Origin of the sequence: Methanofollis sp. W23, from assembly GCF_017875325.1 — an archaeon.
Taxonomy (GTDB): Archaea; Halobacteriota; Methanomicrobia; order Methanomicrobiales; family Methanofollaceae; genus Methanofollis.
In genome coordinates, this window is record NZ_JAGGMN010000001.1 from 1,546,936 (window position 1) to 1,573,355 (window position 26,420).

Annotated in this window: 28 protein-coding genes; 9 read left to right on the forward strand and 19 right to left on the reverse strand. The window is 57.4% G+C overall.

What is annotated here, in order from left to right; translation table 11 throughout:
* Window positions 1-5: 5 nt before the first annotated feature.
* Complete coding sequence (locus J2129_RS06595) at window positions 6-587, forward strand: HVO_0476 family zinc finger protein (RefSeq protein ID WP_209630108.1); 582 nt, start codon at window positions 6-8, stop codon at window positions 585-587.
* 1,151 nt (window positions 588-1,738) lie between these two features.
* On the opposite strand, the gene J2129_RS06600 is transcribed toward J2129_RS06595, so the two are convergent.
* Both J2129_RS06600 and J2129_RS06605 read right to left on the reverse strand, forming a co-directional pair.
* Window positions 1,739-2,026 (reverse strand): thioredoxin family protein, encoded by a 288-nt coding sequence (locus tag J2129_RS06600; protein ID WP_209630109.1) that lies wholly within the window; start codon window positions 2,024-2,026, stop codon window positions 1,739-1,741.
* A gap of 41 nt (window positions 2,027-2,067) precedes the next feature.
* Window positions 2,068-2,769 (reverse strand): hypothetical protein, encoded by a 702-nt coding sequence (locus J2129_RS06605; RefSeq protein WP_209630110.1) that lies wholly within the window; start codon window positions 2,767-2,769, stop codon window positions 2,068-2,070.
* Between the two features lie 125 nt (window positions 2,770-2,894).
* On the opposite strand from J2129_RS06605, the gene J2129_RS06610 reads away from it, so the two are divergent.
* Both J2129_RS06610 and J2129_RS06615 read left to right on the forward strand, forming a co-directional pair.
* Window positions 2,895-3,359, forward strand: a complete 465-nt coding sequence (locus J2129_RS06610) for an Hsp20/alpha crystallin family protein (RefSeq protein ID WP_209630111.1) — start codon at window positions 2,895-2,897, stop codon at window positions 3,357-3,359.
* A gap of 92 nt (window positions 3,360-3,451) precedes the next feature.
* On the forward strand, window positions 3,452-4,240 hold the full coding sequence (locus tag J2129_RS06615; protein WP_209630112.1) for a CBS domain-containing protein: 789 nt from the start codon (window positions 3,452-3,454) through the stop codon (window positions 4,238-4,240).
* 724 nt (window positions 4,241-4,964) lie between these two features.
* Here J2129_RS06615 and J2129_RS06620 read toward each other — a convergent pair.
* Window positions 4,965-6,143, reverse strand: a complete 1,179-nt coding sequence (locus J2129_RS06620) for an NDP-sugar synthase (RefSeq protein WP_209630113.1) — start codon at window positions 6,141-6,143, stop codon at window positions 4,965-4,967.
* Between the two features lie 81 nt (window positions 6,144-6,224).
* Here J2129_RS06620 and J2129_RS06625 point away from each other — a divergent pair, with 81 nt between their 5' ends.
* Together J2129_RS06625 and J2129_RS06630 are read left to right on the forward strand one after the other, a co-directional pair.
* On the forward strand, window positions 6,225-6,722 hold the full coding sequence (locus tag J2129_RS06625; protein ID WP_209630114.1) for a YkgJ family cysteine cluster protein: 498 nt from the start codon (window positions 6,225-6,227) through the stop codon (window positions 6,720-6,722).
* Between the two features lie 38 nt (window positions 6,723-6,760).
* Entirely contained in the window at window positions 6,761-6,982 is a 222-nt protein-coding gene (locus J2129_RS06630) for a hypothetical protein (protein WP_348632304.1), read from the forward strand.
* Window positions 6,983-7,677: 695 nt separating this feature from the next.
* On the opposite strand, the gene J2129_RS06635 is transcribed toward J2129_RS06630, so the two are convergent.
* The 3 genes from J2129_RS06635 to J2129_RS06645 all read right to left on the reverse strand — a co-directional run bounded on the left by J2129_RS06635 (window position 7,678) and on the right by J2129_RS06645 (window position 10,571).
* A complete protein-coding gene (locus J2129_RS06635; RefSeq protein WP_209630115.1) occupies window positions 7,678-8,022 on the reverse strand; it encodes a type II secretion system protein E in 345 nt (114 codons plus the stop codon).
* Between the two features lie 38 nt (window positions 8,023-8,060).
* Window positions 8,061-9,545: a cobyric acid synthase gene (locus J2129_RS06640; protein WP_209630116.1), complete on the reverse strand. Its 1,485-nt coding sequence runs from the start codon at window positions 9,543-9,545 to the stop codon at window positions 8,061-8,063.
* A 777-nt stretch (window positions 9,546-10,322) separates the two neighbouring features.
* Window positions 10,323-10,571 carry a hypothetical protein gene (locus J2129_RS06645; RefSeq protein ID WP_209630117.1) on the reverse strand — a complete coding sequence of 83 codons (249 nt, stop codon included), beginning with the start codon at window positions 10,569-10,571 and terminating at the stop codon, window positions 10,323-10,325.
* A 210-nt stretch (window positions 10,572-10,781) separates the two neighbouring features.
* On the opposite strand from J2129_RS06645, the gene yciH reads away from it, so the two are divergent.
* Window positions 10,782-11,087, forward strand: coding sequence for a stress response translation initiation inhibitor YciH (gene yciH, locus J2129_RS06650; RefSeq protein ID WP_209630118.1), 306 nt, complete (start codon window positions 10,782-10,784; stop codon window positions 11,085-11,087).
* A gap of 56 nt (window positions 11,088-11,143) precedes the next feature.
* On the opposite strand, the gene J2129_RS06655 is transcribed toward yciH, so the two are convergent.
* From J2129_RS06655 to J2129_RS06715, 13 genes are all read right to left on the reverse strand, one after another.
* The gene (locus tag J2129_RS06655; RefSeq protein WP_209630119.1) at window positions 11,144-11,512 is read right to left on the reverse strand and encodes a hypothetical protein; all 369 of its coding nucleotides are present in this window, start codon (window positions 11,510-11,512) and stop codon (window positions 11,144-11,146) included.
* Window positions 11,513-12,286: 774 nt separating this feature from the next.
* A complete protein-coding gene (locus J2129_RS06660) occupies window positions 12,287-13,324 on the reverse strand; it encodes a type II secretion system F family protein (RefSeq protein ID WP_209630120.1) in 1,038 nt (345 codons plus the stop codon).
* Between the two features lie 3 nt (window positions 13,325-13,327).
* Window positions 13,328-14,251, reverse strand: coding sequence for a type II secretion system F family protein (locus J2129_RS06665; RefSeq protein WP_209630121.1), 924 nt, complete (start codon window positions 14,249-14,251; stop codon window positions 13,328-13,330).
* Window positions 14,248-16,716 (reverse strand): ATPase, T2SS/T4P/T4SS family, encoded by a 2,469-nt coding sequence (locus J2129_RS06670; protein WP_245320668.1) that lies wholly within the window; start codon window positions 16,714-16,716, stop codon window positions 14,248-14,250. Before J2129_RS06670 ends, J2129_RS06665 begins: the two co-directional genes overlap by 4 nt.
* Window positions 16,709-17,326 (reverse strand): hypothetical protein, encoded by a 618-nt coding sequence (locus J2129_RS06675; RefSeq protein ID WP_209630122.1) that lies wholly within the window; start codon window positions 17,324-17,326, stop codon window positions 16,709-16,711. Before J2129_RS06675 ends, J2129_RS06670 begins: the two co-directional genes overlap by 8 nt.
* Window positions 17,327-17,442: 116 nt before the next feature.
* The gene (minD, locus tag J2129_RS06680; RefSeq protein WP_209630123.1) at window positions 17,443-18,228 is read right to left on the reverse strand and encodes a cell division ATPase MinD; all 786 of its coding nucleotides are present in this window, start codon (window positions 18,226-18,228) and stop codon (window positions 17,443-17,445) included.
* Window positions 18,229-18,353: 125 nt separating this feature from the next.
* Entirely contained in the window at window positions 18,354-18,563 is a 210-nt protein-coding gene (locus J2129_RS06685) for a hypothetical protein (protein WP_209630124.1), read from the reverse strand.
* A gap of 386 nt (window positions 18,564-18,949) precedes the next feature.
* Entirely contained in the window at window positions 18,950-19,657 is a 708-nt protein-coding gene (locus tag J2129_RS06690) for a roadblock/LC7 domain-containing protein (RefSeq protein ID WP_209630125.1), read from the reverse strand.
* A 3-nt stretch (window positions 19,658-19,660) separates the two neighbouring features.
* On the reverse strand, window positions 19,661-20,008 hold the full coding sequence (locus tag J2129_RS06695; protein ID WP_209631286.1) for a roadblock/LC7 domain-containing protein: 348 nt from the start codon (window positions 20,006-20,008) through the stop codon (window positions 19,661-19,663).
* A gap of 9 nt (window positions 20,009-20,017) precedes the next feature.
* Complete coding sequence (locus tag J2129_RS06700) at window positions 20,018-21,421, reverse strand: Ni/Fe hydrogenase subunit alpha (RefSeq protein ID WP_209630126.1); 1,404 nt, start codon at window positions 21,419-21,421, stop codon at window positions 20,018-20,020.
* Window positions 21,418-22,341, reverse strand: coding sequence for a F420-nonreducing hydrogenase (locus tag J2129_RS06705; RefSeq protein WP_209630127.1), 924 nt, complete (start codon window positions 22,339-22,341; stop codon window positions 21,418-21,420). The genes J2129_RS06700 and J2129_RS06705 overlap by 4 nt, the downstream gene beginning before the upstream one ends.
* Window positions 22,342-22,346: 5 nt before the next feature.
* Window positions 22,347-22,907, reverse strand: coding sequence for a hydrocarbon binding protein (contains V4R domain) (locus J2129_RS06710; RefSeq protein WP_209630128.1), 561 nt, complete (start codon window positions 22,905-22,907; stop codon window positions 22,347-22,349).
* The gene (locus J2129_RS06715) at window positions 22,907-23,200 is read right to left on the reverse strand and encodes a 4Fe-4S dicluster domain-containing protein (protein WP_348632305.1); all 294 of its coding nucleotides are present in this window, start codon (window positions 23,198-23,200) and stop codon (window positions 22,907-22,909) included. Before J2129_RS06715 ends, J2129_RS06710 begins: the two co-directional genes overlap by 1 nt.
* 64 nt (window positions 23,201-23,264) lie before the next feature.
* Between J2129_RS06715 and J2129_RS06720 the strand changes: the two genes are divergently transcribed.
* Genes J2129_RS06720 through J2129_RS06730 form a run of 3 tightly spaced genes read left to right on the forward strand, consistent with a single transcriptional unit; the run spans window position 23,265 to window position 26,395 of the window.
* The gene (locus J2129_RS06720) at window positions 23,265-24,059 is read left to right on the forward strand and encodes an A24 family peptidase C-terminal domain-containing protein (RefSeq protein ID WP_209630130.1); all 795 of its coding nucleotides are present in this window, start codon (window positions 23,265-23,267) and stop codon (window positions 24,057-24,059) included.
* 5 nt (window positions 24,060-24,064) lie between these two features.
* Complete coding sequence (gene hisI, locus J2129_RS06725) at window positions 24,065-24,427, forward strand: phosphoribosyl-AMP cyclohydrolase (protein ID WP_209630131.1); 363 nt, start codon at window positions 24,065-24,067, stop codon at window positions 24,425-24,427.
* A gap of 27 nt (window positions 24,428-24,454) precedes the next feature.
* On the forward strand, window positions 24,455-26,395 hold the full coding sequence (locus tag J2129_RS06730; protein ID WP_209630132.1) for a PINc/VapC family ATPase: 1,941 nt from the start codon (window positions 24,455-24,457) through the stop codon (window positions 26,393-26,395).
* Window positions 26,396-26,420: the final 25 nt, after the last annotated feature.

Below are 26,420 nucleotides of genomic sequence, written 5' to 3' on the forward strand. Positions count from 1 at the left end.
ATTGAATGTACATCACCGTTGTCTGTCCGCAGTGCGAGGACGAGACCGACCATGAGGTCCTCAAGGAGGCACCGGGCGACCTCCTGGTGCGTTGTACCGTCTGCGGAGCCACCTATCATGTCCCGGTCCCAAAGGAGCGGCTCATCAACGTAAAGGCGATCGTGAGCATGGAGGAAGAGTCGATAGTCGGGAGCGTCGAGCTCCTGGAGGATGATCTTGTCTCAGTCGGGAACACCCTGGTCGCGGAGTTTGGAGATGGAGAGGAGGTCGTCTCGGTCGAGGTCACCTCTATCGAGGTCGGCGACCGTCGGGTGAGACTGGCAAAGGCCTCTGAGATCCCAACGCTCTGGACGCGCGTGATCGAGGAGGTCGTCGTCAAGGCCTCGGTCCACCATGGGGCAAAGACGATCCCGCTGTACCAGCAGTGCGAGGGGGAGGAGCCCTTTGTGGTGGACGAGGTCTATACCTTCGGCGATGTCAGGTTCAGGATCAGTCATATCAAGATGCGCACCGGGCAGATGCTCAGGAAAGAGGGCTGGAAGACGGTTGCAAAAAAGATCAAGCGCATCTATGGGAATAAGATCTGAAGGTTCCCGGGTGACCGGGATTTTTTTCTTTTTTGATCTGGAGAACTCAGCATGAATCCCTAACTCACGCATACGGAATGAAGATTATCATGGGTCTCCGGAGCGTGAACCTCCTGGCGCGAAGATGAGGGGGGAAGGGGAGTAAGTCATGCTCATACAAGGAATGAGCGAAGGTTTCTACAGAACCCGAAAATCATAGATTTTCTCAGCTCTGTAGAATCGGGCATGAACTCGAGGTTCAAGCGTACGCGATGAAAATTCTTGTAGGTCTCCAGTGAGTGGATCCTTATTCCCTCTTCGGAGCAGGACACCACATAGGATCATCACTCCATTGCCGCTCCTGCCTATCCTCACCAGGAGGGCAGGCGGCACGTCCTGATCATCACGCCTCCCCAAACATCGGTGCCGGGGGCGTTGCCCCCGGACCCCCGGGACTACGATGAGGTCTGGAGGGCAGAATAGATGACCATGACGAGTGCGTTGCAGTCCACGACCTCTCGTGTTCGCGGGGGGGACGGGGGGGCACGCCCCCCTGTAGAGATAACTGTCCAGGGGGTTTCCCATGAAAATGATCCTGAAGATCATATCTCCTGGATCATAGAAGGGCTTGAATCCGCCATACACCTCCAGGACTGATATGCAGAGTGCAGATCCATCTCCTGCATGATCAACCCTCTTCCTTCCCGCCCCTATCGCCATCCCGGGGGTCAGGGGGCAGCGCCCCCGGCACGAGGGTATGGGAAGGGGTGATGATCGTGGGTGCCGCCCCCAATCGCAGAACCTTCACTGCCGTCTCACGCCGGGGGGTTGCACCCCCCGGAACCCCCCACGACGAAGATATGCAGGGGGCGGCGATGAAACCGGATCTTTCAGATCCCCAATCGCGAGGAGAAAGATCCTCTTAAACTCTGTAGCGCTGCTCAGAACGATTTTCATCGCGTACGCTTGAACCCCACCCTCATGCCTGATTCTACAGAACCATTTTCTCAGACTCCCTTCGGTCGTCAGCGAAGATCAAAGATCTCCTCGAACCTATCGTGTGGCAAGACCCACCATAAGAGATTCTACCGAGCCAAAAAAATATTTTCAATAGCTTGGACAAGAGAATGCGTGAGACGCTCTCATCTTTCTGCCAGGCGACCGGTCACCTATCATCGTACGCTCACTTCTCCTTCGTGAGTGAGCCATGTTTTGATCGCCGCTTCCAGCGCCTCGGCGTGCACCACCCCTTCAAACCGCTCTCTGACCTCGCCGTCCACCACGACCAGGAGCGTGGGGGTCACTTTCAGCCCGAAGGTCCTGATCTCTTCAGGACGACTGAGCGCATCGCGGGCCTCGATCTCGACCCCAAGGTGGGCCGTCACCTCACGGTTGATCGGTTCCTGCTCCATGCACCCCATGCACCCGTCCTGAAAATAGTAGAGCACCTGCACCGGCATGGGGGAAAAGAAGAGTGGCGGGTATAAATACCCACCGGATTTTACACCTTGGTGATCTGCAGGACCGTCATCTCTGCCTCTGCATAGTCAAAGTTGACGGTCATGCTCTCATTGTTCTTCTCGCTGATCGTCCCGAAACGGAGGTACGAGATGTCGTTCGCCGGGTCGGTGAAGACTGTCGGCTGATCAGTGATCGTCATCTGGATTGAGATGCGGTCGCCGACCTGGAGTTCTGTGAAGTTCAACCCCATCTTTTCTGTTCTCTCGGTATCAAACGTCTGGACAATGGGGAGGTCACGGATCGAGACCCGTTTGGTCTCGCGCTCGTGCATCCCGATCACTCCATCGTTCATGGCCTCTATCTCGGGTTGGAGAAGAGCAAACTTGCCCTGTCCGCCACCGAGGGCAACAGGCACTCCTTCAACATAGGAGGTGGCGTTCGCCCCACCTGTCAGAGAGAGCGGACCGGTCAGGAGGGCGATATCGCCCTGCTTCATAGTCTTCTCCATGACCTTCTGGCTGGTGGTGATGACCGGCTTGCCGTCATTGTCCAGGACTGTGTACTCGACCAGGACCGAGTCGCCAGGCCCGACGCTCCTGAAGGCGCTCATTGCCGGGACACCATAGGAGGCCACCATAAGGAAGGCAAATAGGACGCCGAAGACGACCATGCCGATCTGCGTCCAATTTCTCTCTTTAGATTTCTTCTCTTTTGGACTGCGCTTCGCAGATTTGGCAACCATTAAATATTCAATGGCGTGCTGGGTTCATAAATCACTATGGTCCGCGGCAGGAGAGCAAACAATATATATAACAATCACTAACTATTGGTTAGCACCACCAGAAGGGTGCAAGGAGAAGAGCGTAAATGGTACAGAGAAGAGGATTTTACCCATTCTGGAGAGATTTCGACGCGATGATGAACGAGATGCGGGGGGACATGGAGAGTCGCGTCCAGTCCCTCCTCACCGAGAGCGGCGCAGGAAAATACCTGCCAGTGGTCAGGGGAGAGGACATGCGGGTGGACGTCTGCGACCATGAGGGCGAGGTAATGGTCGTCGCCGATCTCCCTGGCGTCGAGAAGGGAAATATCTCCCTGCGGCTCATCAACCCCAGGCTCCTTGAGATCTCTGCGGTCCAGGCACAGGACCAGGAGACCGAAGAAGCAGGCTACTTCATGCGTGAGCGGTATTACGGGACGGTGCGGCGGGCCGTCGGGCTCCCGGTCGAGGTGAATGAGGAGGACGCGCATGCCACCTTCAAGAACGGCGTCCTCGAGGTTCACCTGAAGAAGACGGAGGAAGAGAAGGGGACCGCCATCCCCATCGAATAAATGGGGAGCCGCACCCCCTCCTCTTCATCCAAATCCGAAAACCTTTATCTATCACCGAACCCTTGATGTAGCCTTGGTAACAAGAGATGATAATGGAGAAAAAGCGGGTCAAGGACTACATGACCTATGACGTCGTCACCGTCAACGTCCACGAGACCGCCCGTGATGTCATCGAGTCTATCCAGAAGACACGACATGACGGATTTCCTGTTATCAACGACCAGAAGAAGGTGCTCGGATACATCTCGGCGAGGGATCTCCTTGCCGTGCACCCGGAGACACCGGTCGAGCGGATCATGAGCCGGCACCTCATCGTCGCCGACCCAGAGATGAGTGTCAATGATGCTGCACGGGTGATCTTCCGCTCCGGGATCCAGAAACTTCCAGTCGTGGACGAGGAGGACCGACTCATCGGGATCATCTCAAACGCTGACGTGATCAGGTCGCAGATCGAGCATGTCTCGCCTGAAAAGGTTTTCAACTTCATGGACACCCTCCGAAGGCTCCATAATATCGATCCAAGTCTGGAACGGGGATATGTCGCGATCGACGAACTCCTCCCCACCCAGCCAAAGATCTATGAGGACGAGCTGGAGGGACGGATGTACGAGATCAAAAAAGGGCTTGCAGAGCCTTTGATTGTCGTGAGACGCCCGGGACGGTTTATCCTTGTCGACGGCCACCACCGGGCGATCGCCGCCAAGCGCCTGGGGCACAAGACGCTTGACGCCTATATCATCAATGTCACCGAGAAGATCGAGCTCGGGATGGAGCGGACGGCGCAGGCGCAGAACCTCAAGACGCTCGACGACATCAAGGTTATGGACTATGCCCGCCACCCCCTCGTCGCCGTCACGCACCGACTGGTGAGGCAGAGTTAAGGGCCGGCCACCCTGATCTCTTTTTTAGTTCTGCTGAATCCCTATCCTGGAGTGCAAACAACTTTCCTTCCCCCCGATCAGGATCCCGAAGTATTAATGGGATCAAGCGTCAGCGAACCTGGAAAAGACGAGAGCCCCTGACGTGACCGGGAGGAGAAGGCGAGCACTGAGATGGGGCGCCCCCTCACTAAAAGGATTTTCGGCTCTGTAAAAATCCTCTGGATGTCTCTCTCTAGCGGGGGGCGTGCCGCCCCCCGAGCCCCCCGCCACACGATAGGTCGAGGACGGCAACACCCTCTTCAGGGAGTTTGAATATGCCTTCCTATCCCTATCTTCGTTCCGGGGGTCCGGGGGCAGAGCCCCCGGCCAAAGGGGTAGGAAGGCAGGTGACACACATTCTCCCTGCGATACGTGAGGGTTTCTACAAGGCCGATTTTTCGGATTTTTAAAATTATTTATGAAGCGAAATCACACCCCATGCATACGCGATGAAAATTTATCATCACTTTCTCTTTCTTTTTTCAAGACCGAGGAATTTTTTGAGACTGTATTCTATTCGACACCACCATCTATCCTCGTCGTGGGGGAGTGGGAAGGCGACATCAGTGAACATGAAGAGAATAGTGCCGTCCTTGGCATATCGTGATGCGGGGGGTCCGGGGGGCGGCACGCACCCCGCCAGAGTGATTCATTAAGAGGATTTCTACAGAGCCAAAAAAAAGCCCTACGACCCCTCGCACCTGAGGTCGTACTTCTCGTTAAGCACGTGTTCCTTGACCACCGAGCCGTCAGGGACGATCACCTCAGGCCAGAGCCTGGTCCCTGAGTGGATGGTAACGCCGTTCTGGAGTACCACCCGTGGGCCGATGACCGTGTCGTTCTCGACCGACCCATCGTCGCCGATGATGGTGTCATTGTCGATGATCGCCCCTGAGACCGTCGTCCGGTTCCCGATGACGACCTGGTTGTAGATCGAGGAGGAGAAGATCTTGGCATTGCTCTTGATGACGCAGTCCTCCCCGATGCTCGTGTATGGCCCGATGATGACATTGCTCTCGATGGTGGTCCCCCGGCCGATCGAGACCGGCCCGATGATCTGCGAGTTGGCGCCAAGCGAGATCGAACTCCCAAGCGAGACCGGGCCGAGGATCTTTGCCCCCTTAATATGAAGGTCGCCGGTGATGTTGGTCGTCTCGATCTCCTGGAGCTTCCAGCGCTCGGCCTGGCGGAGCGACCGCGGGCTTCCCACATCGGTCCAGTTCCCGCGGGCAAGCCATGCTTTGACCTTCCGTCCCTCCTGCAGGAGCGCAGGGAAGACATTGCGGGCAAAGTCGACCTTCTCCCCTGTAGGGATATAGTCAAAGATCTCGGGGTCGCAGACGTACATCCCGGTCGAGGCCAGGTTCGAGAAGATCTCGCCTGGCCCGGGTTTTTCCTTGAACCGCTTGATGTCATAGCCCACGTCGATCTCCGCGATCCCGTAGTCAGAGGGGTCGTCGATGGAGATGAGCCCGATGGTGGCGATCGCGTCGTTCTTAAGGTGCTCACGGTAGAACTCAAGGAGATTGAGGTCTGCCACATGGTCCCCCCCGACGACAAGGAAGGGCGAGCCGTCCAGGTACTCCTGGGCGTTCTTGACGCTCCCGGCCGTGCCGAGTTTGATCTCTTCGTGGACGTACGTGATCTCGGCACCGAAGAGCGAACCGTCGCCAAGGGCATTCTCGATGTCATTGCCCTTGTACCCGAGGGTGACGACCATCTCGGTGAAACCGAGGTCCGCGAGGTGTGTGACCAGATGGGTGATCGAGGGCCTATTCACAATCGGAATGCACGGTTTGGGACGCTCAAAGGTGAGCGGCCGCAGGCGGGTGCCCTCACCGCCGCACATGATGCAGACCTTCATACGGATAGTGTGGCGCGAAAAAGCATTTGAACCTTGGCCCATAAGACAAAGGCTATGCTCCGTGGGGGACAGTATCATCATATGAGAGAAGAGCCCTTCACCTGCACCTTCTGTGGCAAATGCTGCATGGGCTTCGGGCGCTACATCACCATCATCAAACGGACCGGACCACAGGAGTATCGGTGCCAGGAGACGATCACCAGGCAGGAGTTCACGGCCAAAGTCGAGGCCGAGTATCTCCCCTTCTTCGGGCGACCGTCGGTCCAGTGGTCCAGGCCGACGGCATGCCCGTTTCTCAGGGAGGACAGCGGGAGGTACATCTGCACGATCTACTCGTACCGTCCTGACTTCTGCAGGGACTATGTCTGTGCCAGGATGCGGGTGCTCAAGGATGGCGAGATCGCAGGTGAACTGAAGGGCAGGCGGACTCTCAAGACCGATGACAGGAGACTGCAGCGGGTCTGGGACGACGAGATCGGGCCGCTCTCTCTGCCTGACCCAGAGTGGGAGGTGGAGGCCGACCGGATCCTCTCAGGTGCCGGGTATGAGACGGTCTGGTACCGGCAGCAGGAGGACTGACCACGGGCGTCAGGGTCCTGGAGTTGAAAGGAGGACGCGTGCCCTGCCCTGACGGCAGGGACCGGTCCCTGGAACACTGCCGGTTCTGCGTCCACTCCAGGCGGTTCTGTCTGGACGACCGGTGGGTGCCCTCGCCGGCCCGCGCCTACTGCACGCTCCAGCAGGCGACCGACGAGGTCGACCTCGCCGGGGTGAGCGCGGTCGAGTGCGACGATGAGAGGAACGAAGGGTTTCGGAGTATCATGACGGTGATCAGTTAGCGTCGGGTCAATCGCCGTCGCGGGGGTGCGGCAGATCTCTCCGGTGTATGGGGGGGACGGATCTTCTTGCAAGGGCGAGAATTACGACTCTGGAGAATTAGTCATGAGACGAGAACGCGCCTCAAGCATATGGGATGAACACTTCTCGTCGCTTGATTTCACTTTTTCAAGACAGAAGAAGTGGTGGAGACCTCACTCACTCGCCGCAGCGGGTTCCGGGATGGCGAGAGGAGGGGGAAGACAGAACGCCGATCATGCTGAAGGCGTCTCTATAATCTACATATAATATTCAAAGAGATCTTGATGGTTCAAATTTTCATAAAAACCTGGAAAGATTATCGTCAGGACCATTTTCATGATAACCCCTCATAGATCGTAACTGGAGGGGCCTTCTGATCACATGCCTTCTCGCCTCAAAGTCACGCCTGGGGCACTCACCCCCTTGCGAAGTGGACCATCAAGGAGATTTCTACAGAGCCGGATCAAGAGACATGACAAGGGGATGACAGTCCCCAGCCCTGCACCATATGGCGGGGCGACCGGGATTACCGGTGAGAAGAGAAGACAGAAGAGAGATCATGAAATGAGGGACAACATTCCGGGCTCACGCCCCACGCAAGAGCACCGCACCGCACCCTGCGGCCAGAAGCCGTCATCATCCAGGCGGGCATGACTCGACCCCTCGCGCCTATCAATCAGTCCCGTCCCTTCAGATAGTCCCAGAGACTTCGCCTCTGGTAAGGAACGCCATGCGCCTCCTTGCAGTAGTCTGACTCGATGGTATGATGGACAAGCCTCAACTCGTCGCGCATATTCTGGACAAGTCCCTTCATCTCCTCGACATCTTTTCTGATTGTAACATATTCCTCAAATGTACGTTGCTTCTTGATCTCAATCTCTTTTCCGGACTCAAGGCTGGCAAAACCTGCCTCGATCAACTCAAGGATAGCCTCGTTCCGCCCGATCGATCCTTTTTTGGCATAGGAATCGATGGCGTCGAGGAGCTCCGGGTCAAGAGTGAAGGAACACCGCATCACCATAGGACATCACTCCACACACGAATATCTGGACGCAGTAATCACGGTTGGTCACGTTCCTTGTAAAGGTAACCCTCGCGCCCGCTCCCGAGAGCAAGGGCGGCGACTCGTCCCATATCAAGGTGCACCTCAAAGAGCGCGGCAAGACGGTCATAGGGATCGCACTCGTCCTCTGCCGGGCGGTACTCGATCCCTTTCCGGCCTGCCAGGTAGCCGACAAGGGTGTCGACCACCGCGGGGTCGGAGAAGAGCCCGTGCAGGTAGGTCCCGATGACCAGCCCGTCCCGGCTCACTGCCCCGTCCTCGCCAAAGGCCGGGACATCGCCACCCCGCTCGGTCGTGCCCATATGGATCTCATACCCGCTCACCTCGCCCATCTGCGAGAGTATGGGGGAAACATCGGCCGCCTGGCGACGCACCTGTCTGGTGGTCTTGGCATAGGCCGAGAAGGTGGTGGCCACGTCAAGGAGGCCGAGTCCCTCGGCCTCGCCGGGAGCGTCGCCCTCATACCCCTTGTCAAGAAGCCGGCGCCCCAGCATCTGGAAACCCCCGCAGACCCCGATGATCGGTATCCCCGCGGCACGGACCCGACAGATCTCGTCGGCGGTGCCAGAGGTCCGCACCACTTCGAGGTCGTCGATGGTGTTCTTCGTGCCAGGGAGGATGACGGCGTCGTAGCCCGCCAGGCTCTTGCCAGGATTGACATAAGTGACCGACGCCCGCCGCTCCAGGAGTTCGAAGTCGGTGAAGTTGGCGATGTGGGGAAGCCTGAGAACCGCGATCCTGACCCCTCCTTCCCGTGTCTGTTTGTCCGCGATGGAGAGGGAGTCTTCTGAGGGGAGCCCTGTCTCGGCATAGGGGAGGACCCCGAGGACCGGGACGCCGCAGATCTCCTCAAGGGTGTCGACGCCGTCGGCAAAGAGGGCGGGATCCCCCCTGAACTTGTTGACGATGATCCCGGCGACCAGGGGTTTGATGTCCTCTGGGAGAAGAGCGATCGTCCCGTAGGCCTGGGCAAAGACCCCACCCCGCTCGATGTCGGCGACAAGGAGGATGGGCAGGTTGAGGGCGCGGGCAAGTCTGATATTGGCGATGTCGCGGTCATAGAGGTTGAGTTCGGCGGCACCCCCCGCACCCTCGACGACGACGGTCCCGTGCTCTTCTTCGAGGCGGGTGAAGGCCTTCACTGCAGTCGCGAGGAGGGCGTCGGTCTCCTGATAATATCTGCCGATCCTGACGTCTTTGTAGGGCCGACCCATGAGCACGACCTGGGAGACCTGATCGCCTTTCGGTTTGAGAAGGACCGGGTTCATCTCGGCCGTGGGTTCGATGCCGGCGGCCCTTGCCTGCACCGCCTGGGCGATCCCAATCTCGGCCCCGTCGACGGTCACCCAGGAGTTGAGGCTCATGTTCTGTGACTTGAAGGGGGCGTTTCCGATGCCCCGGTTTTTCAGGGCCCGGCAGATCCCGGCGACGATCGTGCTCTTGCCGACATGGGAGGCGGTCCCGAGGACCATCAGTGACATCGTCATTGATCTTGATCGCCTGAAGGGATATGTGGTGCGGTGGGGGGGCATCGTTCGTAGAATCCAGGATCAGAATACTCCTTCTGGCTCTGGAGAATCTGGCATGAACCTCTGGCTCACGCATACGCGATGCACATCCTGCCTCTCTTCGTTACGAGAGGAAGAGAGGGACAGGAAGGCAGAGGCCCGGTCATTCAGGAGATGTATTCGCAATCTGCATATCGGTCCAGAAGGGGTTTGGTGGATTCAAACCATTGTGGAAACCCAGAGAGGCGATTTTCAGGATCATGTTCATGGTAACCCCTCAGTTATCGGTAGTGCCCCATGAAACGACTGATACTACACGCCGCTCTTTTGAATCGGGTATGAACCCCGTCTCAAGCATATACCATGACCATTGGACTCTGTTGAATTGCTCATGAACCCCTGGGTTCAAGCATACGGGATGAAAATATCTCGTCACTCGCTCTCTCCCTTTTCAAGAGAGGAGAATCAGTGGGGATCGTGTTCAATTCGCCGCCCCCACCTATCTTCAGTCCGTGGGGGGTCCGGGGGGTGAAACCCCCCGGCGCGAGATGGCAGGGAAATCTCGACGATGGGCGCGGCCGACCCATCAGAAGAATTTTTTTATCCTCTGCGTATTGGCTCCAACGTGATATGAAGAGGTCAAACTCTCATACTAACTTGAAATGAGGATCTTCTGGATTATAGAAGGGTTTGAATCCGCCATACACCTCCGGGACTGATACGCAGAGTGCAGATCCATCTCCTGCATGATCAGCCCTCTTCCTTCCCGCCCCTATCGCCATCCCAGGGGTCAGGGGGCGGCGATGAAACCAGATCTTCCAGATCCCCAATCGCGAGGAGAAAGATCCTCTTAAACTCTGTAGCGCTGCTCAGAACGATTTTCAACCGCGTATGCTTGAACCCCACCCTCATGCCCGATTCTACAGAGCCCCTCTGAATGGCATTTACAGGACCGAGTGGTTTCTTTTGCATTCCTCTCTGCAATGATGCGTGTTTCACGCTCCTCGTCTCTGCCTCCCCCCTTCTCCCTGCATTTTCACCGGACCCCTGTCATTAGCCATACAAAGATCCCTTTTCCCTCTGAGACATGGCCTCTCACCATGAAATGATGAAGATCGGTCCTGTTCTGATCCTCAAGACACATATCTGGCAGGATGGAAGTGATATTCATGCCAAGAAATATATAACGAGAACTTGAAGGTATAACCAATGAACGGTGGTATATGTCCAAAATGTGGACTACCCAAAGAACTGTGTATCTGTGAGGAGGTAGCGAAGGAACAACAGAGGATTCAGGTAAAGATCAATAGACGCCGGTACGGGAAAGAAGTCACCGTCATCGAAGGGCTTGACCCGTACGACATCGACCTGAATGACCTCACCAAGTTCCTGAAGGCAAAACTCGCCTGCGGTGGAACTGTCAAAGATACGTCTATCGAACTCCAGGGCAACCATAAAGAAAGGGTCAAGGACTTGCTCGCGCAAAAGGGGTACAAATTGGAGCAGATCAATTGATCCCTTGACTCCTACTTATCGATCATATTTTTTCCATTATATGTCCGCCGGGGAGATCACAGGCCGGGCGCGCCGCCTGATGAAACCCCGATGACCAACTCTTTCTCTGTTCCTGGTTCTGCAAAAACTCTCTGCCCATTCCCGACGTACACGTGACTCATCCACCTTGGAGGTCTGTATGATGACTTCTCCTCACCTGGATCCTCCATACCTGATATACGGAATACAGAAACTCTCTCAGAGCATATCCCAAAACTCTCCAGGGTTGAAGATCTCCTCGAACTGAAGTGCTTCCTTCCAGAAATTCTAAACGCTATCCTCGACCGGGAGGCGTGCCGCCCTCCGGACCCCCCGCCGATGAAGATTGTGGAGGATTGCATCCCGTCGTCACGATCTTTTCTCTGCCTTCCCGTCCCTATCGCCATCCAGGGGGTCCGGGGGCAGAGCCCCCGGCAGGAGCGAGGGGAAAGGCGACGAATGCATGGGTGCGCGATGAAAAACCTGGGATCTCTTCATTGTCATCCATCGCTCTTCATCGATGAGAATGAGGGCTGGAGAGTTTTGGGATGACCTCTCAGAATGATCGCTCGCCCTCAGCGTAGCACCTTCATCGTCGTCTTGCGCCGGGGGGTGCACCCCGGACCCCCACGGAAAGAGTAGAGGCGGTGGCGGCAATGAGGCGGCGGTCTGAAGGGGTGGGCACGGATCCACACCCCCTGGAGACCCACGATCATGTTCAATCGCGTCTGGGTGAGCCTCAGGGTCATGCTCCATTCCAGTTTCAGTTCAAAATTCAGAGGGTTTTGGGACATGCTCATGGTAAATCTTCACGATAACTCCCTGGGGGTCGGGGCGAGCCGTGCTCCCCTGAAGAGAGGAGAGGGGAAGGTTGATGATCGTCAGGATCATTTTCATGGTAGACCTTGATGGACCTGTCAGAGTAGCCTTCTGATCACGTGCCTTCCCACTTCGGTCGCACCTGGGGTCAACGCCCCCCCGCCCTGGCAAGAAAAGAAGGGAAGGCGGGTGACACACATTCCTGCCGTCCCCCATCCCCCCTGGAAAATAAGGAAGATGACAGTAATCCCTTCTTCTGGATTATCAAAGATGTCTTCCCGCCCCCATCGCCATGATGGTGGGGAAAGGAGCGAGGGGTGCAACCCCCGCCAGACTCCAGGACAAAAAAAGGATCCCGCCTCTCAGATCGCAAACCTGAAGAGCAGCCAGGCGATGAGGAGCATCAATGCCGAGAACTTAAGCCCTGCAGTCGCCCGCCCCTCGCCCATCTGGCCCGCGACCAACCCGGAGAAGAACCCCATGATCATCGCGGAATGGGAGAAGAGACGTTTGTACAGGTCCATATCGACACTCCCGATGAACTGGCTCCCTGCACCGGACTCCGCCGCCTGCGCCCCGGCGTCGGCCATGGTGGAAAGGAAAGTCGACTCCAGGATCGCGATCACGAAGAGGAAGACGAAGAAGGCGGCAACGATGATCACCTCGTAGATGAGCATGTTGCTCCCCCGTTCATTCTTGAGGTTGATGAACTCGTAACTGTCCCTTGCGGCAGCCCGCAACACCTCAGAGACTGAACCACCGGCGGTGCTCGCCTTTGCGATGAGGTCGACTGAACGTTCGGCGAGGGGGGTGCCGATCCGTTTCCCGAAACTGGTGATCGCCTCGACGAACGGCACATTCCAGGACATATCGATGTCGAGTTTCCTGATGTACGGCGTGAGCATCCCATACTCACCTTCGGCAACGATATGAATTGCATTGGGGAGGGTCATCCCCGAGTCGTTCATCCCTGCGACATCCCTGAAGAAGTTCGGAAGGGCCTCTTCAAGACTCTTCTCCCGTCGCCCCTCCTTGAAATCAAGGACCGCAAGCGGGACCACAGGAATGAGGATCGAGAAGACGATGACATCGTCGACAAGCGTGGTACTGAAAAGGGCCTGAAACCCGTAATTTACCACGATCAGAGAGACCCCCACGATAAAGAAGAGGAACGAGACCGGGACCGTGGCGATGAGACTGTTGGTCGGGGTCTCGGTGAGCACCTGGATAGGATGCTTGACCAGGCGGCCGAGCCCCACCTCCATCTTGCGCTGGTGCTCGATCTTGCTGAAGATGTCCTGCTCCTGATGCTCGTAGCGGTCGAGGTCGGTCACCTCGACCGGCGCCGCACCAGTCCCGTCACGATTGAGGAAGTCGTCAAAAAGCGCCTTGAATCCCATCTCTCACACCTCCGGGGTCATCGCACTGATCAATATGAGGAACATCATGCTCCCGAAGGGGACAATCAGGTAGATGATGATCATCAGAAAGATCGGGTTCGATTCGCCGCCCATAATAGACATAATCGACTGGAGAATGATCAGGAACAGCGTCCCTGCCACCATCGCCGTCACATATGACTCAGCGATCAGCCCCAGGGTTTCAAGAAATGTCTTCTGCTGCCGTTGATTCTCGTTGCTGTACTGGACCGCCTTGTTCCTGAAATAGTCGGTGAGGTTCGCCCCTGAGGAGATGGTCGCCATCGCACCCTGGAGAAACTCCTTCATCCTCGGACTCGGGGTGAAGGTCGAGGCGATCCGCATCGCCTCGATGAGGTCCTTGCCGAACATATCGATCTCGCGCGAGATGTAGCGCGCCTCGACCGCAGTCTCACCATAGATCCGGCTCTGCCCGAGAAGCCTGAAGATCTCGGCCGGCGTGATCCCGGCCGTCGACATGGCGGTCACATAGTTGATCGCATAGGGAAGGGTGGCGTCGATATTCCGCCGCCTGTTCCCTGCGGCCACCTTGGGGTACATGAGGAAGGAAAAGTAGGTGATGCCGCCAAAGATCAGCAACGAGAGGATGATCGCCAGAGTCGTCCCGATGAGGAGACGATACTCAGAGAAACCGATGAAGAAACTGGGCAGCGCCCCCTTGTAGGTGATCATCGAGGGGATGTTGAAGAGATAGGTGAACCCCCCGATCAGCAGGGCCATGGTCAACCCGACACAGATCGAAGCGACATAGGCCGTGGCAAGATAGGCCTCGAAGGGAGTCTTCATCCGCGCCTGCACCAGGTCGCTTCTCAGCTCAACAAACTCGTCTCTCTTTCCCTTCGCCTGCTGTCCCAGCAGGTTGAAACTGAACCGTTCAAAGCCATTCATTCGCCATCACCGTTCCCATAGAGATCCTTCCTGACCGCTCCGATCACCGTGTCTGCGTCACGGAAGTAGGAGATGAGCATCTTGGACACGTCCTGATAGTGCCTGATGTTCTTGACCCGCATCCATTCAAGGATCTCCTGGCGCCTCTTGAGTTCCTCGCGCATCCTGGCCTCGCTCCAGCCTTTCGCCTCGATGATCGACTCAAGGATGTACGACTTGCCAGAGTAGCGGATCTCGTCGGTGGCCTGGTTCCAGGAGAAGACCTCGTTGGTGATCAATTCGTTGGTCCTGGGGTCGATGTCCAGGATCTCGATGATCTGTTTGTTCCTCCTGATCCGCTGCCCGCCGATCCTGGCCTGCACCTGGATACACACCACGTCAAGGGCGTTGAGCATGTTCCTGGGCACGTCCAGCGGCGGGTTTTCGAGACGGTGGACCACACTGGCGACCGAGTCGGCGTGCATCGTGGCATAAGTCACGTGACCGGTGGACATCGCCTGGAAGAGGGTCTGGGCCTCCGCACCCCTGACCTCACCCACACACATGTACTCGGGCCGCTGTCGCAGGGCCGCACGGAGGAGTTCATACATGTCGATCGAGCCCTTGCCTTCGGTGTCGAAAGACTCCCTGGTCACCGAGGGGATCCAGTTGGAGTGCGGGAGTTTCAATTCCCTGGTATCTTCAAGGGAGACGATCTTGGCCTGCGGCGGGATGAAGAGCGAGATGGCGTTGAGGGCGGTGGTCTTCCCAGAAGCCGTCCCGCCTGCAAAGATCGCCGACTTCCCGGCCTCGACCGCCAGCCAGAGGAAGGCGACCGAGAGGGGAGAGAAGGTCCCCCACCCTATGAGGTCGGTCGGGGTGATCGGTTCGTCCTTGAACTTCCTGATAGTGAAGGTCGAGCCGTGGGCGGTCACTTCTTTGCCCAATGTCATCTGGATACGGGAACCGTCCGACATCGTGGCGTCAAGGATCGGGTCGGCGATGGAGATGTACTTCCCGGCCCGCTGCGCGAGTTTGGTGACGAACGAGTCGAGTTCAACGGCGTCGGTGTACATCCGGTTCGTCTTGATCGACTCATACCCTGAATGGAAGATGAAGATCGGGTTGTCGAGACCGTCACAGGAGATGTCCTCGATATAGGTGTCGTACATGATCGCGTCGATCAGTCCGTCCCCGAGGAAGTCGCGCTCGATGGTATAGTAGATCTTCTCCCTGGAGAGGGGCGTGAGCGTGATCCCGAAGTCGGTGAGGATCTCATCGGAGAGGTCACGCAGGATCTTGCGCGCCCCTTCCCTCGTGAGGTCCTTGGTGCTGATGTCAAGTCTCTCAAAGAGGCGTTCCTTGATCTCGGCGAGGAGTTCGGTCTCCGCGGCGGTCAGTTCCGGTTCGAGGACGTCGTAACTGTACTCATGGGAGGCGTTGTCATAGGAAATGCGCACGAAGGCGTAGGGTTCGTTGACCGGATAGAGTTCAACCTCCTCGACATCAGGGGGCGGGGTGAAGGTGAGGTCGACGAGCGGGCCGTGAACTTCGGGATCGTATTCTTCAATTTTAGATTTATGCTGGGTCTTGCTGCCTATGGACTCAATTTTACTGAGGAATCCCAGGGGCGTCTGTTTTTTCTTGGCCGCCACCACGGCCCTTGCCTCTTCGGTGATGGCAGGGACAGACTCGGCCCAGAGTTGATCGATCTCAGGGGGCAGGGTGTTCACGCCAAGGGCGTCGTGGTGTGTCGAGCGTTTGATATTGAACTCCTCGACGTCGAAGGTCGCGGCCTTCGGCAGGATCAGTTCTGAATAAAACCCGAGATCTCCAACGTCGGTGACGCAGGCCTCTGAATCATCGCCCTCCCCGGCGCCGGAGGACCATCTGGTTGCCCTGGAGGGGGCATGGGGTTCAGGTACAGGAGAAGAGAGAGGGACGTCTTCTGGAAGTGCGTCTTCAGGAAGTACATCGTCTTCTGAAGGTCCTTCTTCAGGAGGGACGTCTTCAAGAGAGAATTCCTCAAGAGGCAGGTCGCCCAGGGACACGACCTCAGAGGACGCACGCGGGGAAGAGGGCTCGTCCTCCACGGGCTCGTGGGAGCCATCCTCTTTACGAGCATCAAAGATGGCGTCGACTGCGGACTTCAGTTCCATAAGGTCCTGGTCATCAAATCCTGTCGATTGAGATCCTTCCCGTACTGGAGAAGGAGAGGCCTCGGGCGTCCTGATCTTTTCAGCAGGTTCCCCTGTGTCCACCGGTTTCGACGGTCCGTCTCCCCCGCCGCCATAGGTGCGAGGGTCCCTGATCAGGGCTTCAAGGTCGAGAGTTTCTTTCCCACCCACCAGGGATCTGAGATTGCCTGATTCATCTGTCGGTTCTGGTTCAGAAGAGCACTCCTCCCATTCGTTCTTTTTGGCAGGGCCCTTCATCTTCTCAAGGATATCATGAAGACGATTGTGAGGTTTCTTTCTCTCAGACATCTGTCACACCATCCATCTCAATGACAAGTTCACTCCGTTCGCCTTTGAAGTCCACCATGAATGTGGCGACCTCGTCTGCGCTGTCGACGAGCAGGATGTCATATTTGCCGTTGAAGAGTCTGAACGACACCCGGCCATCGCCGGTTGTCGTATCACTCGCAAGGACGTGCCTGCCCCTCCGCACTGATACTCTGACACCTTCCTGGGGTGTCTCGTTGTTGATGATTACAAGGGCGAGAATTCCGGGTATCCGTCGCACCCCCCCGATCTCAGGGAGATCGGAGGAAAAATTGTGGGGAAAATAACTATTATGAAAGACCCGGCACCGTGCGATGATCAGGTCCGCCACCCGCCGGTCAGTGGCATAGAGGTCATAGTCATCAGATTCCCGGATCTTCAAGACCGCCGGATCACCGTACAGTCCACCGATCTCGTCAAAATAGATCGCCCCCGAGGGCTCTCCGCCGGAAAATAAAATTGTTGAGTTTCTTTTCCCGTCAATGAGAATACCAAGCGCTCCGGCCTCACCCGCTGCCTGTGCAGTCATCTCATGATAAGGAAATGACCCGAGATAGCGTGACCGACCAAGAACCTCATTGATAATATCCATTATGTCCATTCTTCATCTCCCTGGCCCTCTCGCGAAGGTGTCAAGCCAGAGACCATCTGATAATTGGGGGCAAAACATGAATGCAGGAGAGAAACGACTCTCCCCGGCCCACCCCATCAGCGACTGCCACCAAAGAGGGTATGTGCAAGTCTGTCAACAAAGTCCTGTTTTCTCTCCTCGGTCTCCTCCTCATAGGTCACGCCTGCCATCTCCGCAGCAATTCTCCGAAATGCCCGTGATGCCTCCGAAGAAGGATATTTCAAAACAATGGGGGTCTTGTACGCCGCAGATCTCCTGACATTGGAATCTTCAGGGATCATGTCGACGACCCGTACGCCCAGGACATCTTCGACAGAATGTCTCCTGATCTCGGTGTTCTCCATCCCTGACCTGTTGATGATGGCGCCATAGACCGTCCCTCCCACCATCTCGGTGAGGATCTTTGTCTTCAATGCGTCGGCCATCGAGGAGAGTTCTGGATTGACGACAAGGATGACTTCGTCTGATATCGCGAGGGCGACGACCCCGTCCTTGCTGATGCCGGCGGCAGCATCGACAAGGAGATAGTCACACCGGTCCACCAGGGACCGCATGACATCCCGGAGACGGTCGGGATCGGCGTTCTGGAAACCCTGGAGAGAGATCCCGCTCGGCACCACCTTGACACCGTTCGGTCCTTCGTAAATTGCGTCGTCGATCTTTGCCTGCCCGGCAAGGACCTCGTGGAGGGTAACCGGAGCTTCCTCAAGCCCGAGCACAAGGCCCAGGTTCGCCATCCCAATGTCAGCATCGAGGATGTAGGTCTCTTTGCCAAGCCTGGCGAGGGAAGCACCGAGGTTCACGGTGACCGTTGTCTTCCCGGTTCCCCCTTTCCCGGATGCGATCGTGAATGCCCTGATCAATACGACACCTTCTACTCCAATGATTGTGGAAGATGCTACTTAAAGATTATGATATTGGGTGGGAGGCATAGAGCAGTTTAAACACTCATTTAACCATCCACAATAGATAAAAATAAATGAAGCCCTTATCGGGACTCTTTTTCTTTTCTTGCGATGAGATGATCCATATTCATCTCTTTAAGGAGCACAGAAGCATCTTTCTGAAAATCTTCCTGAAGATGTCTGAGCGATTCCACTGCAGCAGGATTCAGAACCTGCTTTTTCTGATCACTTGATGAAGGCAAGGGGGATTGATCCGGCCGCGAGGGGGCGGCGGTCTTCTCGACCGTACGCACGGTCCGCACCCTGGCCCCGGACGTCTTCCCCTTCACCCGTACCGGCCTGACCGTCGTGCTCGCTCCCCTGACATCAGAGGGCACTTCGGTCTTCCATGCGGCATTGGAAGGGATAAGTGTGTCCATGTCCGAGATCGAACACGGAAAGAACTCTCCCTGCACCATCAGGTCTCCCGCGCGTATCTTCTGAAGAGCCCGGACACCGGACAGCCCCCCGTACTCGGCACAGACCGGTGCTCCACCCCTGAACAGGACCGTGCCTCCCGACCGGCCGGCAGAGAAGACCAGTGCCCCGGTAAATGACCTCTTCTGACAGGCGGTGACGATCTCAGCAAGAGGAAGGAGACGGGTGCCCGCAGACCTCCAGGCAGGTGGCAGGTGCGTACCTATCCCCTCCAACTGAGACTCTTGAGGGCGATCCTGACCAGGCCCAGGTTTGCGTTCGCCTTTGTTAAGACACAGACCGAGAGATCCCCTACAGGAGCGATGATCAACTTCCCGCCAGGCGTCTCAAGGATGATCTGGTCGAGCGCACCCATCTCCATATCGCCTGCAATCCGTGAACTCGCCCTGAGGAGGTCCTCTGAGATCGCAGCCACGCGTTCAAAATCTGCCGCACCGACAGAGTGGACGGCAAACCCTTCATAGAACGCGGACACCGCCTTCACTCCTGGTTGGGAGAGGACGAGGTTGAGGGCCTCCCTGTCAAGTTCAGGGATGGCACCCTCGCCCGGATCTGCATCAGGGGGATGTTCCTCCCCTGTACCAGGTTCTGTCGTCTCTTCTTCACCAATGACATATCCTCCCTCCTCGCACCATGCCAGGGCCAGCGCATATTCGTCAGGGCCATATCGGCTGAGTTCGGAAGAGAGCGATGGCTCAGCAGAAAGATACTCCAGGGCCGCACCCCCTCTCAGGGCCCTGTCGTCATCCTGATACCCGGCCGCCACCGGATTTCCCTCGTCAGAGAGGATAAAACCTTCCCCGTTCTCAGAGCGGAGGCGCACGACCGCCTGGAAGGCGCTGGTGAAAGGGAGCACCTCCTCCAGCGGGGCCGTCATGCTGCCAAAGCTCTGTCCATCAGGCAGTGTCATAACTCACAGTGCTGCAGTGATCCGGTCTCTGTTCTTCTTCAATTCGTATCTGATCCTGCCGATATTGGAACCGTCGTTCGCGACGATCGCGATCAACTCGTCTTCTGAGAGAGGCGAGAGGAGGATCGGGCCGTTCTGTAATTCCACAAGCATCTGGTTCAGTTCGCCCTTGCCAAGTTCGGCACCCATCGCCTCAGAGGTCCCCATCCCGGTCGAGGCCATGGCGCCAAGTGCGTCGGTATCGATCTCGCCAGAGACGGCGTCCTCGATCACGAACCCATCTCTGCCGATGACGACCGCGGCAGTTACACCGTCCAGTCTAAGAAATTCCATCAGAATCTGTTTAAGGATTTCCATAATTCAGTTCACCTCAGTAACGTCGAGCACCTCACACCCGGTGCCCGTACGCCTGACCACCTCGATGCGCATCGGCATCCTGCCGATGGCGTGAGTTGCACATGAGATGCATGGATCATAGGCACGGATGACCATTTCGATTTTGTTCGATCCATCTTCAGTCAGTTCTCCATCTTTTATGACCTTCCGGGCAACATCTTCGACGCCACGGTCCATGGCATAGTTGTTCTGACAGGTGGCCACAATCAGGTTGCATTTCTCGATCATGCCGTCGGCATTGACCGAATAGTCATGGACCAGGGTGCCGCGCGGGGCTTCGATGATCCCGACGCCCCGGTTGGCGGCGACGCCAGTGACCGGCGTCCTGACCTCGGTCCCGGTGATGCCAGGGTCTTCGAGGAGGGCGACCGCCTGTTCGCAGGCAGAGAGGAACTCGATGTATCTCGCAATATTGTAGGCAAGCGGGGCCTGGACCACCCGACCAAAGGTACCCCTGTACTCCTTGAGGGCGGCATCGGCCTCAGGCGTGCCCATCGATTCGGCGACATTCAGTCTGGCAAGCGGACCGACCCGGTAGGCGCCGCCGCCGGCAAGACGGCAGAACTTGAGGTACGACCAGTCCTCTGAGTACTCCTCGATATGGTCCAGGTAGTCGGCACCGGTAAAGGACCCGGTCTCCTGGCCGTCAGGACCGAGGATCTTCACCTCACCCCCGCTGACCGCATGGACGCCGTTCTGTGCCATGCCCATAAACGAGGTCTCGACCGTACCAAAGGAAGTGTCGATCCCGTCCATCAACCCACGAGCGGTCTCCCATCCTTCTCTGGCGATGGCAAGCCCGTCCTGTGCCGAGGCAAGGAGGGTCTGGCGGTGCTCCTCAGAGAGGGGGATGGACATCCCGCCAGGGATGGCATTGCTCGGGTGGATCGGTTTGCCGCCGACGGCCTCGGTGATCCGCTGCCCGAGTTTTCTCACCTCGATCGCCTTTTTTGCGATCTCGGGCGAGTGCCTGGCAAGGCCGATGACATTGCGTTCAGCCGCAGGGGCGTCGCCGAGGAGGAAGTCGGGAGCGGCGAGCATGAAGAAATGGAGCGCATGCGAGTGGATGAACTGCCCTGCCAGCAGGAGTTCACGCAGCTTCCTCCCTGTCGGCGGGGGCGCCGCCCCAAAGATCTGGTCGCAGGCCGCGGCCGCGGCCAGGTGGTGAGAGGTCGGGCAGATCCCGCAGATCCTGGGAGTGATCCTGGGGGCCTCCTCGACCGCGGCGCCGAGGAGGAACTTCTCAAACCCGCGGAGTTCGACCACGTTGAAGTGGGCGTCGGCGACCTCGCCGGCCTCGTCGAGTTCGATCCGCACCTGGGCATGCCCCTCGATCCTGGTCACCGGCGAGATGGTCAGCCGCGTCATTGTGCACCCCCCTTCACGATGTCACGGATCTTGGAGATGTCCTTGTCCTCCATCACCAGGCTTCCGATGGTGAAGGGGTACATCGTATGGGCGACATCGTAGACCTGCTTCTCGACCTCCTTCTCAGGCAGGTCGGTGAGGTCGGCGATCCGCCTGACCATCATATTGTAGATGTCGCGGCAGGGTTCGCGCAGGATGTCCAGGGATGGGCCATTGCACCCGTGGCAGGGGACATTGTTGCGCGGGCACGAGGCTCCGCACCGCCCGAAGGTGACCGGACCAAGGCAGAGGTAGCCCTGGCCAAGCAGACAGGTTTCAGGGTCGGGGACGCCTTCGTAGCGGCGCTTGAGGTGCCAGTCCTTGATCTCGCCCATCTTCCGGTTGCACTCAGAGCAGACCGACTTCTTCGAGAGTTCGGTCTTGTCTCCAGCAACAAGGGCAGGGAGGACAGTCTTGAGGAACTGTTCCTTTGGCGGACACCCGGTGATATAATAATCCACTTTCACGAGGTCGCCGACGGCAAAGGCACGGTACAGGAAGGAGGGGACATCGGTGGGGACGACATTGTCGGGGGCCGCACTCTCCACCTCCTGGTAGACATATTTGAAGAGGTCTTCCTGCTTCCCGAGCATCGAGAGGCCAGAGACCCCGCCGTAGCAGGCGCAGGTGCCAAAGGCGATGAGAGTCTTTGAGCGTTTTCTGAGAAGTTTCAACCGCTCCTCATTCTCCTCGTTCCTCACCGCACCGGTGACGAAGGCGATGTCGATCCCTTCGGGGGGTTCTTTGGCATCCATGATCACCGGGGAATAGACGATCTCGGCCTGGGCGACGAGGTCGAGGAGGGCCTCGTGGAGGTCGAGGACCGAGATGGTGCAGCCAGAACACCCAGCCAGTTCTTCGATTGCAATCTTTACGCTCATGGCAATCACTTCAGGATCAATTTCTTCAGGCAGGCGTTCGGCCCGGTATGCACGATCTCGAGTTTTGCACGCCGGCCGGTGATCTCCTCGATCGCCCCGACGACATACCCGTACAGGGTCTGGCAGAGGGGGCCGCCCTGGTCCATGCCATTGTAGCGGAGGGTCTGGCGGACGATGCAGTCGTGAAAGACCAGGAAGATGAAGGTCTCCCCGTTCTCGGTGACCACATAGTTCTCCTTGTCCTCTGGTTTCCAGAGTTCGAAGGTGTACTGGCCGTGGAGAATGTACGAGAGTTCGCGGAGCGCCTCCTCGACGTCGTCGATCTTCCTGAAGTACTTCGCGGTCTCGTGACCGAATTTCTTGCCGGCCCTGAAGGTGACGGCATTCGCGCCCCTCCCGGCGATCTCCTGGAGCGACCTGATGATCAGGCCGTTCATCCTCATGGTACCCTGGAGGGTCGGTTCAAGCTCTTTTGCTGAGGGGGTACACGAGATGGGGACGTCTTCGGCCCTGAAGACGGACCCTGTCTTAAATTGCTTGTTTATCTCATCAACACTCTCGGTCATCAGATCACCCGGTTGAGCATCTCGCAGACGCGTAGGTCGATATAATGCCGCTTTGAAGGATAGACGCCGCGATGTTCCAGCGCCTGGGCCGGGCAGATCTCATGACACGACAGGCATCCCATGCAGTTTTCTGGACGGACAGGAACACTGACACCGTCCTGGAGTTCATAGACCCGCATAGGACAGTCTTTTACACAGAGGCCGCAGCCATTGCAGGCTGCTGAGTCAACTGATATCTCTATCACACACACCACCAAACATAATTGTAGGACGATACAATTTTCAGACCCCACCGTATTAAAACCTATTGAAAATCGTTAGGGTTAAAAACGGTGCCAATAATAAGAATAAAGCACCATGATTCTTTCCCTCCTCGTTGCCTCGGCCGCGGTGGTGATTACCCTGCTCTATGCATCGGTCCTCGACCACCGCGAACGGCGGGTACCCTTCAAGACCTGGTACCCGATGCTCGCCGTCGCGTTCCCGTCGGTACTCTTTTTTTACGCCGGCCTGATCCTTGGCGGGGACCTGAGAATAGCGATCTACTTCGCCGCGCTCTCCCTGGTATTTTCTGTCGTCTTCTATACCTTCGGGAGTCTTCATCTCTTCGGCGGCGCCGATGCATGGGCCCTGATCTTTCTTTCAGCCTGCATCCCGGCCTTCCCACTTGACCCGCTCTTCGGGATCCCGCCGCTTGGATTCTTCCCCTTCACGGTCCTCACCAATGCCCTGATCCTCAACCTTGCCGCACCGGTGCTCCTCTTTCTCAAGAATGTCGTCAACCGGGATTTCGCCCCATTCCCGTACATGTTCCTTGGCTATCCAGCAGACGGGCCCCGGATCAGGGACCACTACGGGTTTGTGATGGAAGAGATCGAGGAGGCGAACGACGGCACCCTCACCCGCCGGTTCCTGCGGATCAGGGACTCGTTGCGCCGGACGGTCAAAGGGGGCGAGCGGCGGATGTACACCAAAGACCTGCGTGAACACCCGGATAAATACCGAAAAGAACTCTCCCTGTACTCGCGGGCCGGCACGGTCTGGATCAGTTATGCCGTCCCCTTCATCATCCCGATCACCGCAGGGTTTCTCACCGCGCTGTTTATTGGCGACCTCCTCTATATGATCATGATGATCCTTATAGGGGCCTAATACAGATGGAACTGAATTATACCAACGGACTGGTCCCGGTCATTGTGCAGGAGGCGACAAGCCGCGAGGTGCTGATGCTCGCCTATGCCAACGACGAGGCGGTGCACCTCACCCTGGAGACAGGGTGTGCTCACTACTGGTCACGCAGCCGGGACAGACTCTGGAAAAAAGGGGAAGAGAGCGGGAATGTCCAGCAGGTCCTGGAGGTGCGGGTCGACTGCGACGCCGACACCCTCCTCTACCTTGTCGAGCAGACGGGAGCCGCCTGCCATACCGGACATTATTCCTGTTTCTATCGACGTATCGACGGGGAAGAGATCAGTGCACCCGTCTTTGATCCAGCAGAAGTATATGCTAATAAGGAATAAAGACACGTAAACTATGGTGAATTTTTTATGAAAATAGTACCTGATACCAGTGTCGTCATTGACGGACGCATCACCTCCCTGATAAAAGCCGGAGAATATACGGGTGCGACAATAATTATCCCCGAGGCAGTCGTCGCAGAACTCGAGGCTCAGGCCAACCAGGGGCGTGAAATAGGCTTTTCTGGACTGAACGAACTTCAAGCGCTCTCCAAAATGGCTGCAGACGAGACGATCGAACTGCGGTATGTGGGCGAGCGCCCCAATCTCAACCAGGTCAAACTTGCCAGCGGCGGCGAGATCGACGCCCTGATCCGGAATGTCGCCATCGAATATGATGCAAAGTTCATCACCAGCGACGTGGTCCAGTCTGAGGTGGCAAAGGCCAAGGGGATCGATGTCCTCTATCTCAGGCCCCAGACCGGGGAGGCGACCCCTCTTCTTATCGACCAGTACTTCGACGAGGACACGGTCGCGGTGTACCTTAAAGAACGGGTCCCGCCGGCGGCAAGGAAAGGATACCCCAATACGATGCACCTAGTGCATCTGCGCGAGAACCCGATGAACGAGTACGAACTGCGCACCATGGCCCAGGAGATCCTTGAACGGGCAAAACGCGACCCAGACGGGTTTATCGAGATCGAGCGCCGCGGGATCACGGTCGTCCAGATCGGGTCGATCCGGATCTCCATCGCCCGCAGGCCGTTCTCCGACGGGATGGAGATCACGGCGGTCAGGCCGATCAGGGACGTGACCCTGAACCAGTACGCCATGGCCGACCTCATCAAGGAGCGGGTCAGGGACACCCGCCGCGGGGTCCTGATCGCAGGCCCGCCAGGTGCCGGGAAGAGCACGCTGGCCCAGAGCATCGCGACCTATCTTGCAGACGAGGAATATATCGTCAAGACGATGGAGGCGCCGCGAGACCTCCAGGTGCCTGACAACATCACCCAGTACACGGCCCTTGAGGGGAGCATGGAGAACACCGCCGAGGTGCTCCTCCTGGTCCGGCCCGACTATGTCGTCTTCGACGAACTCCGCAAGAACGAGGACTTCAGGGTCTTTGCCGACATGCGGCTTGCCGGTGTCGGGATGATCGGCGTGGTCCATGCCATGCAGGTGCAGGACGCTCTCCAGCGGTTCTTCGAGCGGATCGACTCGGTGGTCCTGCCCCAGGTCGTGAGCACCATCATCCAGGTGGAAGACGGGGAGATCACCAGGGTCTTCGATGTCTCGTCCTCTATTAAGGTACCTGAAGGGATGAACCCTGACCTCCATATCAGGCCGGTGACCAGGGTGCAGGACGCGATCTCGGGCGAAGCGGTCTTTGAGGTCTTCAAGTACGAGAGCGAGACGATCGTGATGCCGGTCGAGAAGTCTACCCTTCCGGCCGAGAAGAAAGAGGAAGAAGCGCCAAAGAAGGCCAGGGCGGTCGAGAGAGCGCCACAGCATCCCCAGGCCCCGCGGGCAGAGCCCCCTAAAGAGACCGAGGAGCGGAGCAAGGAAGCGACCGAGCAGAGCATCCAGCACGAACTCGGGCGCTATACCTTCGGGCCGGTGGAGGTCTTCATGAAGAGCGACACCAAGGCGGTCGCCTATATCGAGGACAAGGACGTGCCGGCGGCGATCGGGCGCGGCGGGAAGAACATCGCGGCGGTCGTCAACAAGATCGGGGTCGGGATCGATATCAGGCCCAGGTCAGAACTCCCGAAACCGGCCGAGGCCGAGGCCGAGGCCGAGGAACTCGAGGCAAGCGACGGGCTTCGTCTCCGTATCGAGAAGAGACACCTGACCCTTGTCGCCCCCGAATACAGGGAGATGATCGTGGACGTCTTTGCCGGGAGAGAGTATCTCTTTACGGCGACGGTGAACGAGAAGGGCGAGATCGATCTTGCGAAGAGCAGCAGTATCGCCCAGGAGTTGATTCGCAGATACAACAACCATGAGAGCATCAGGCTGAGAGCAGTATAAGTAGTGAAGTGCAGGAGTGACAAGA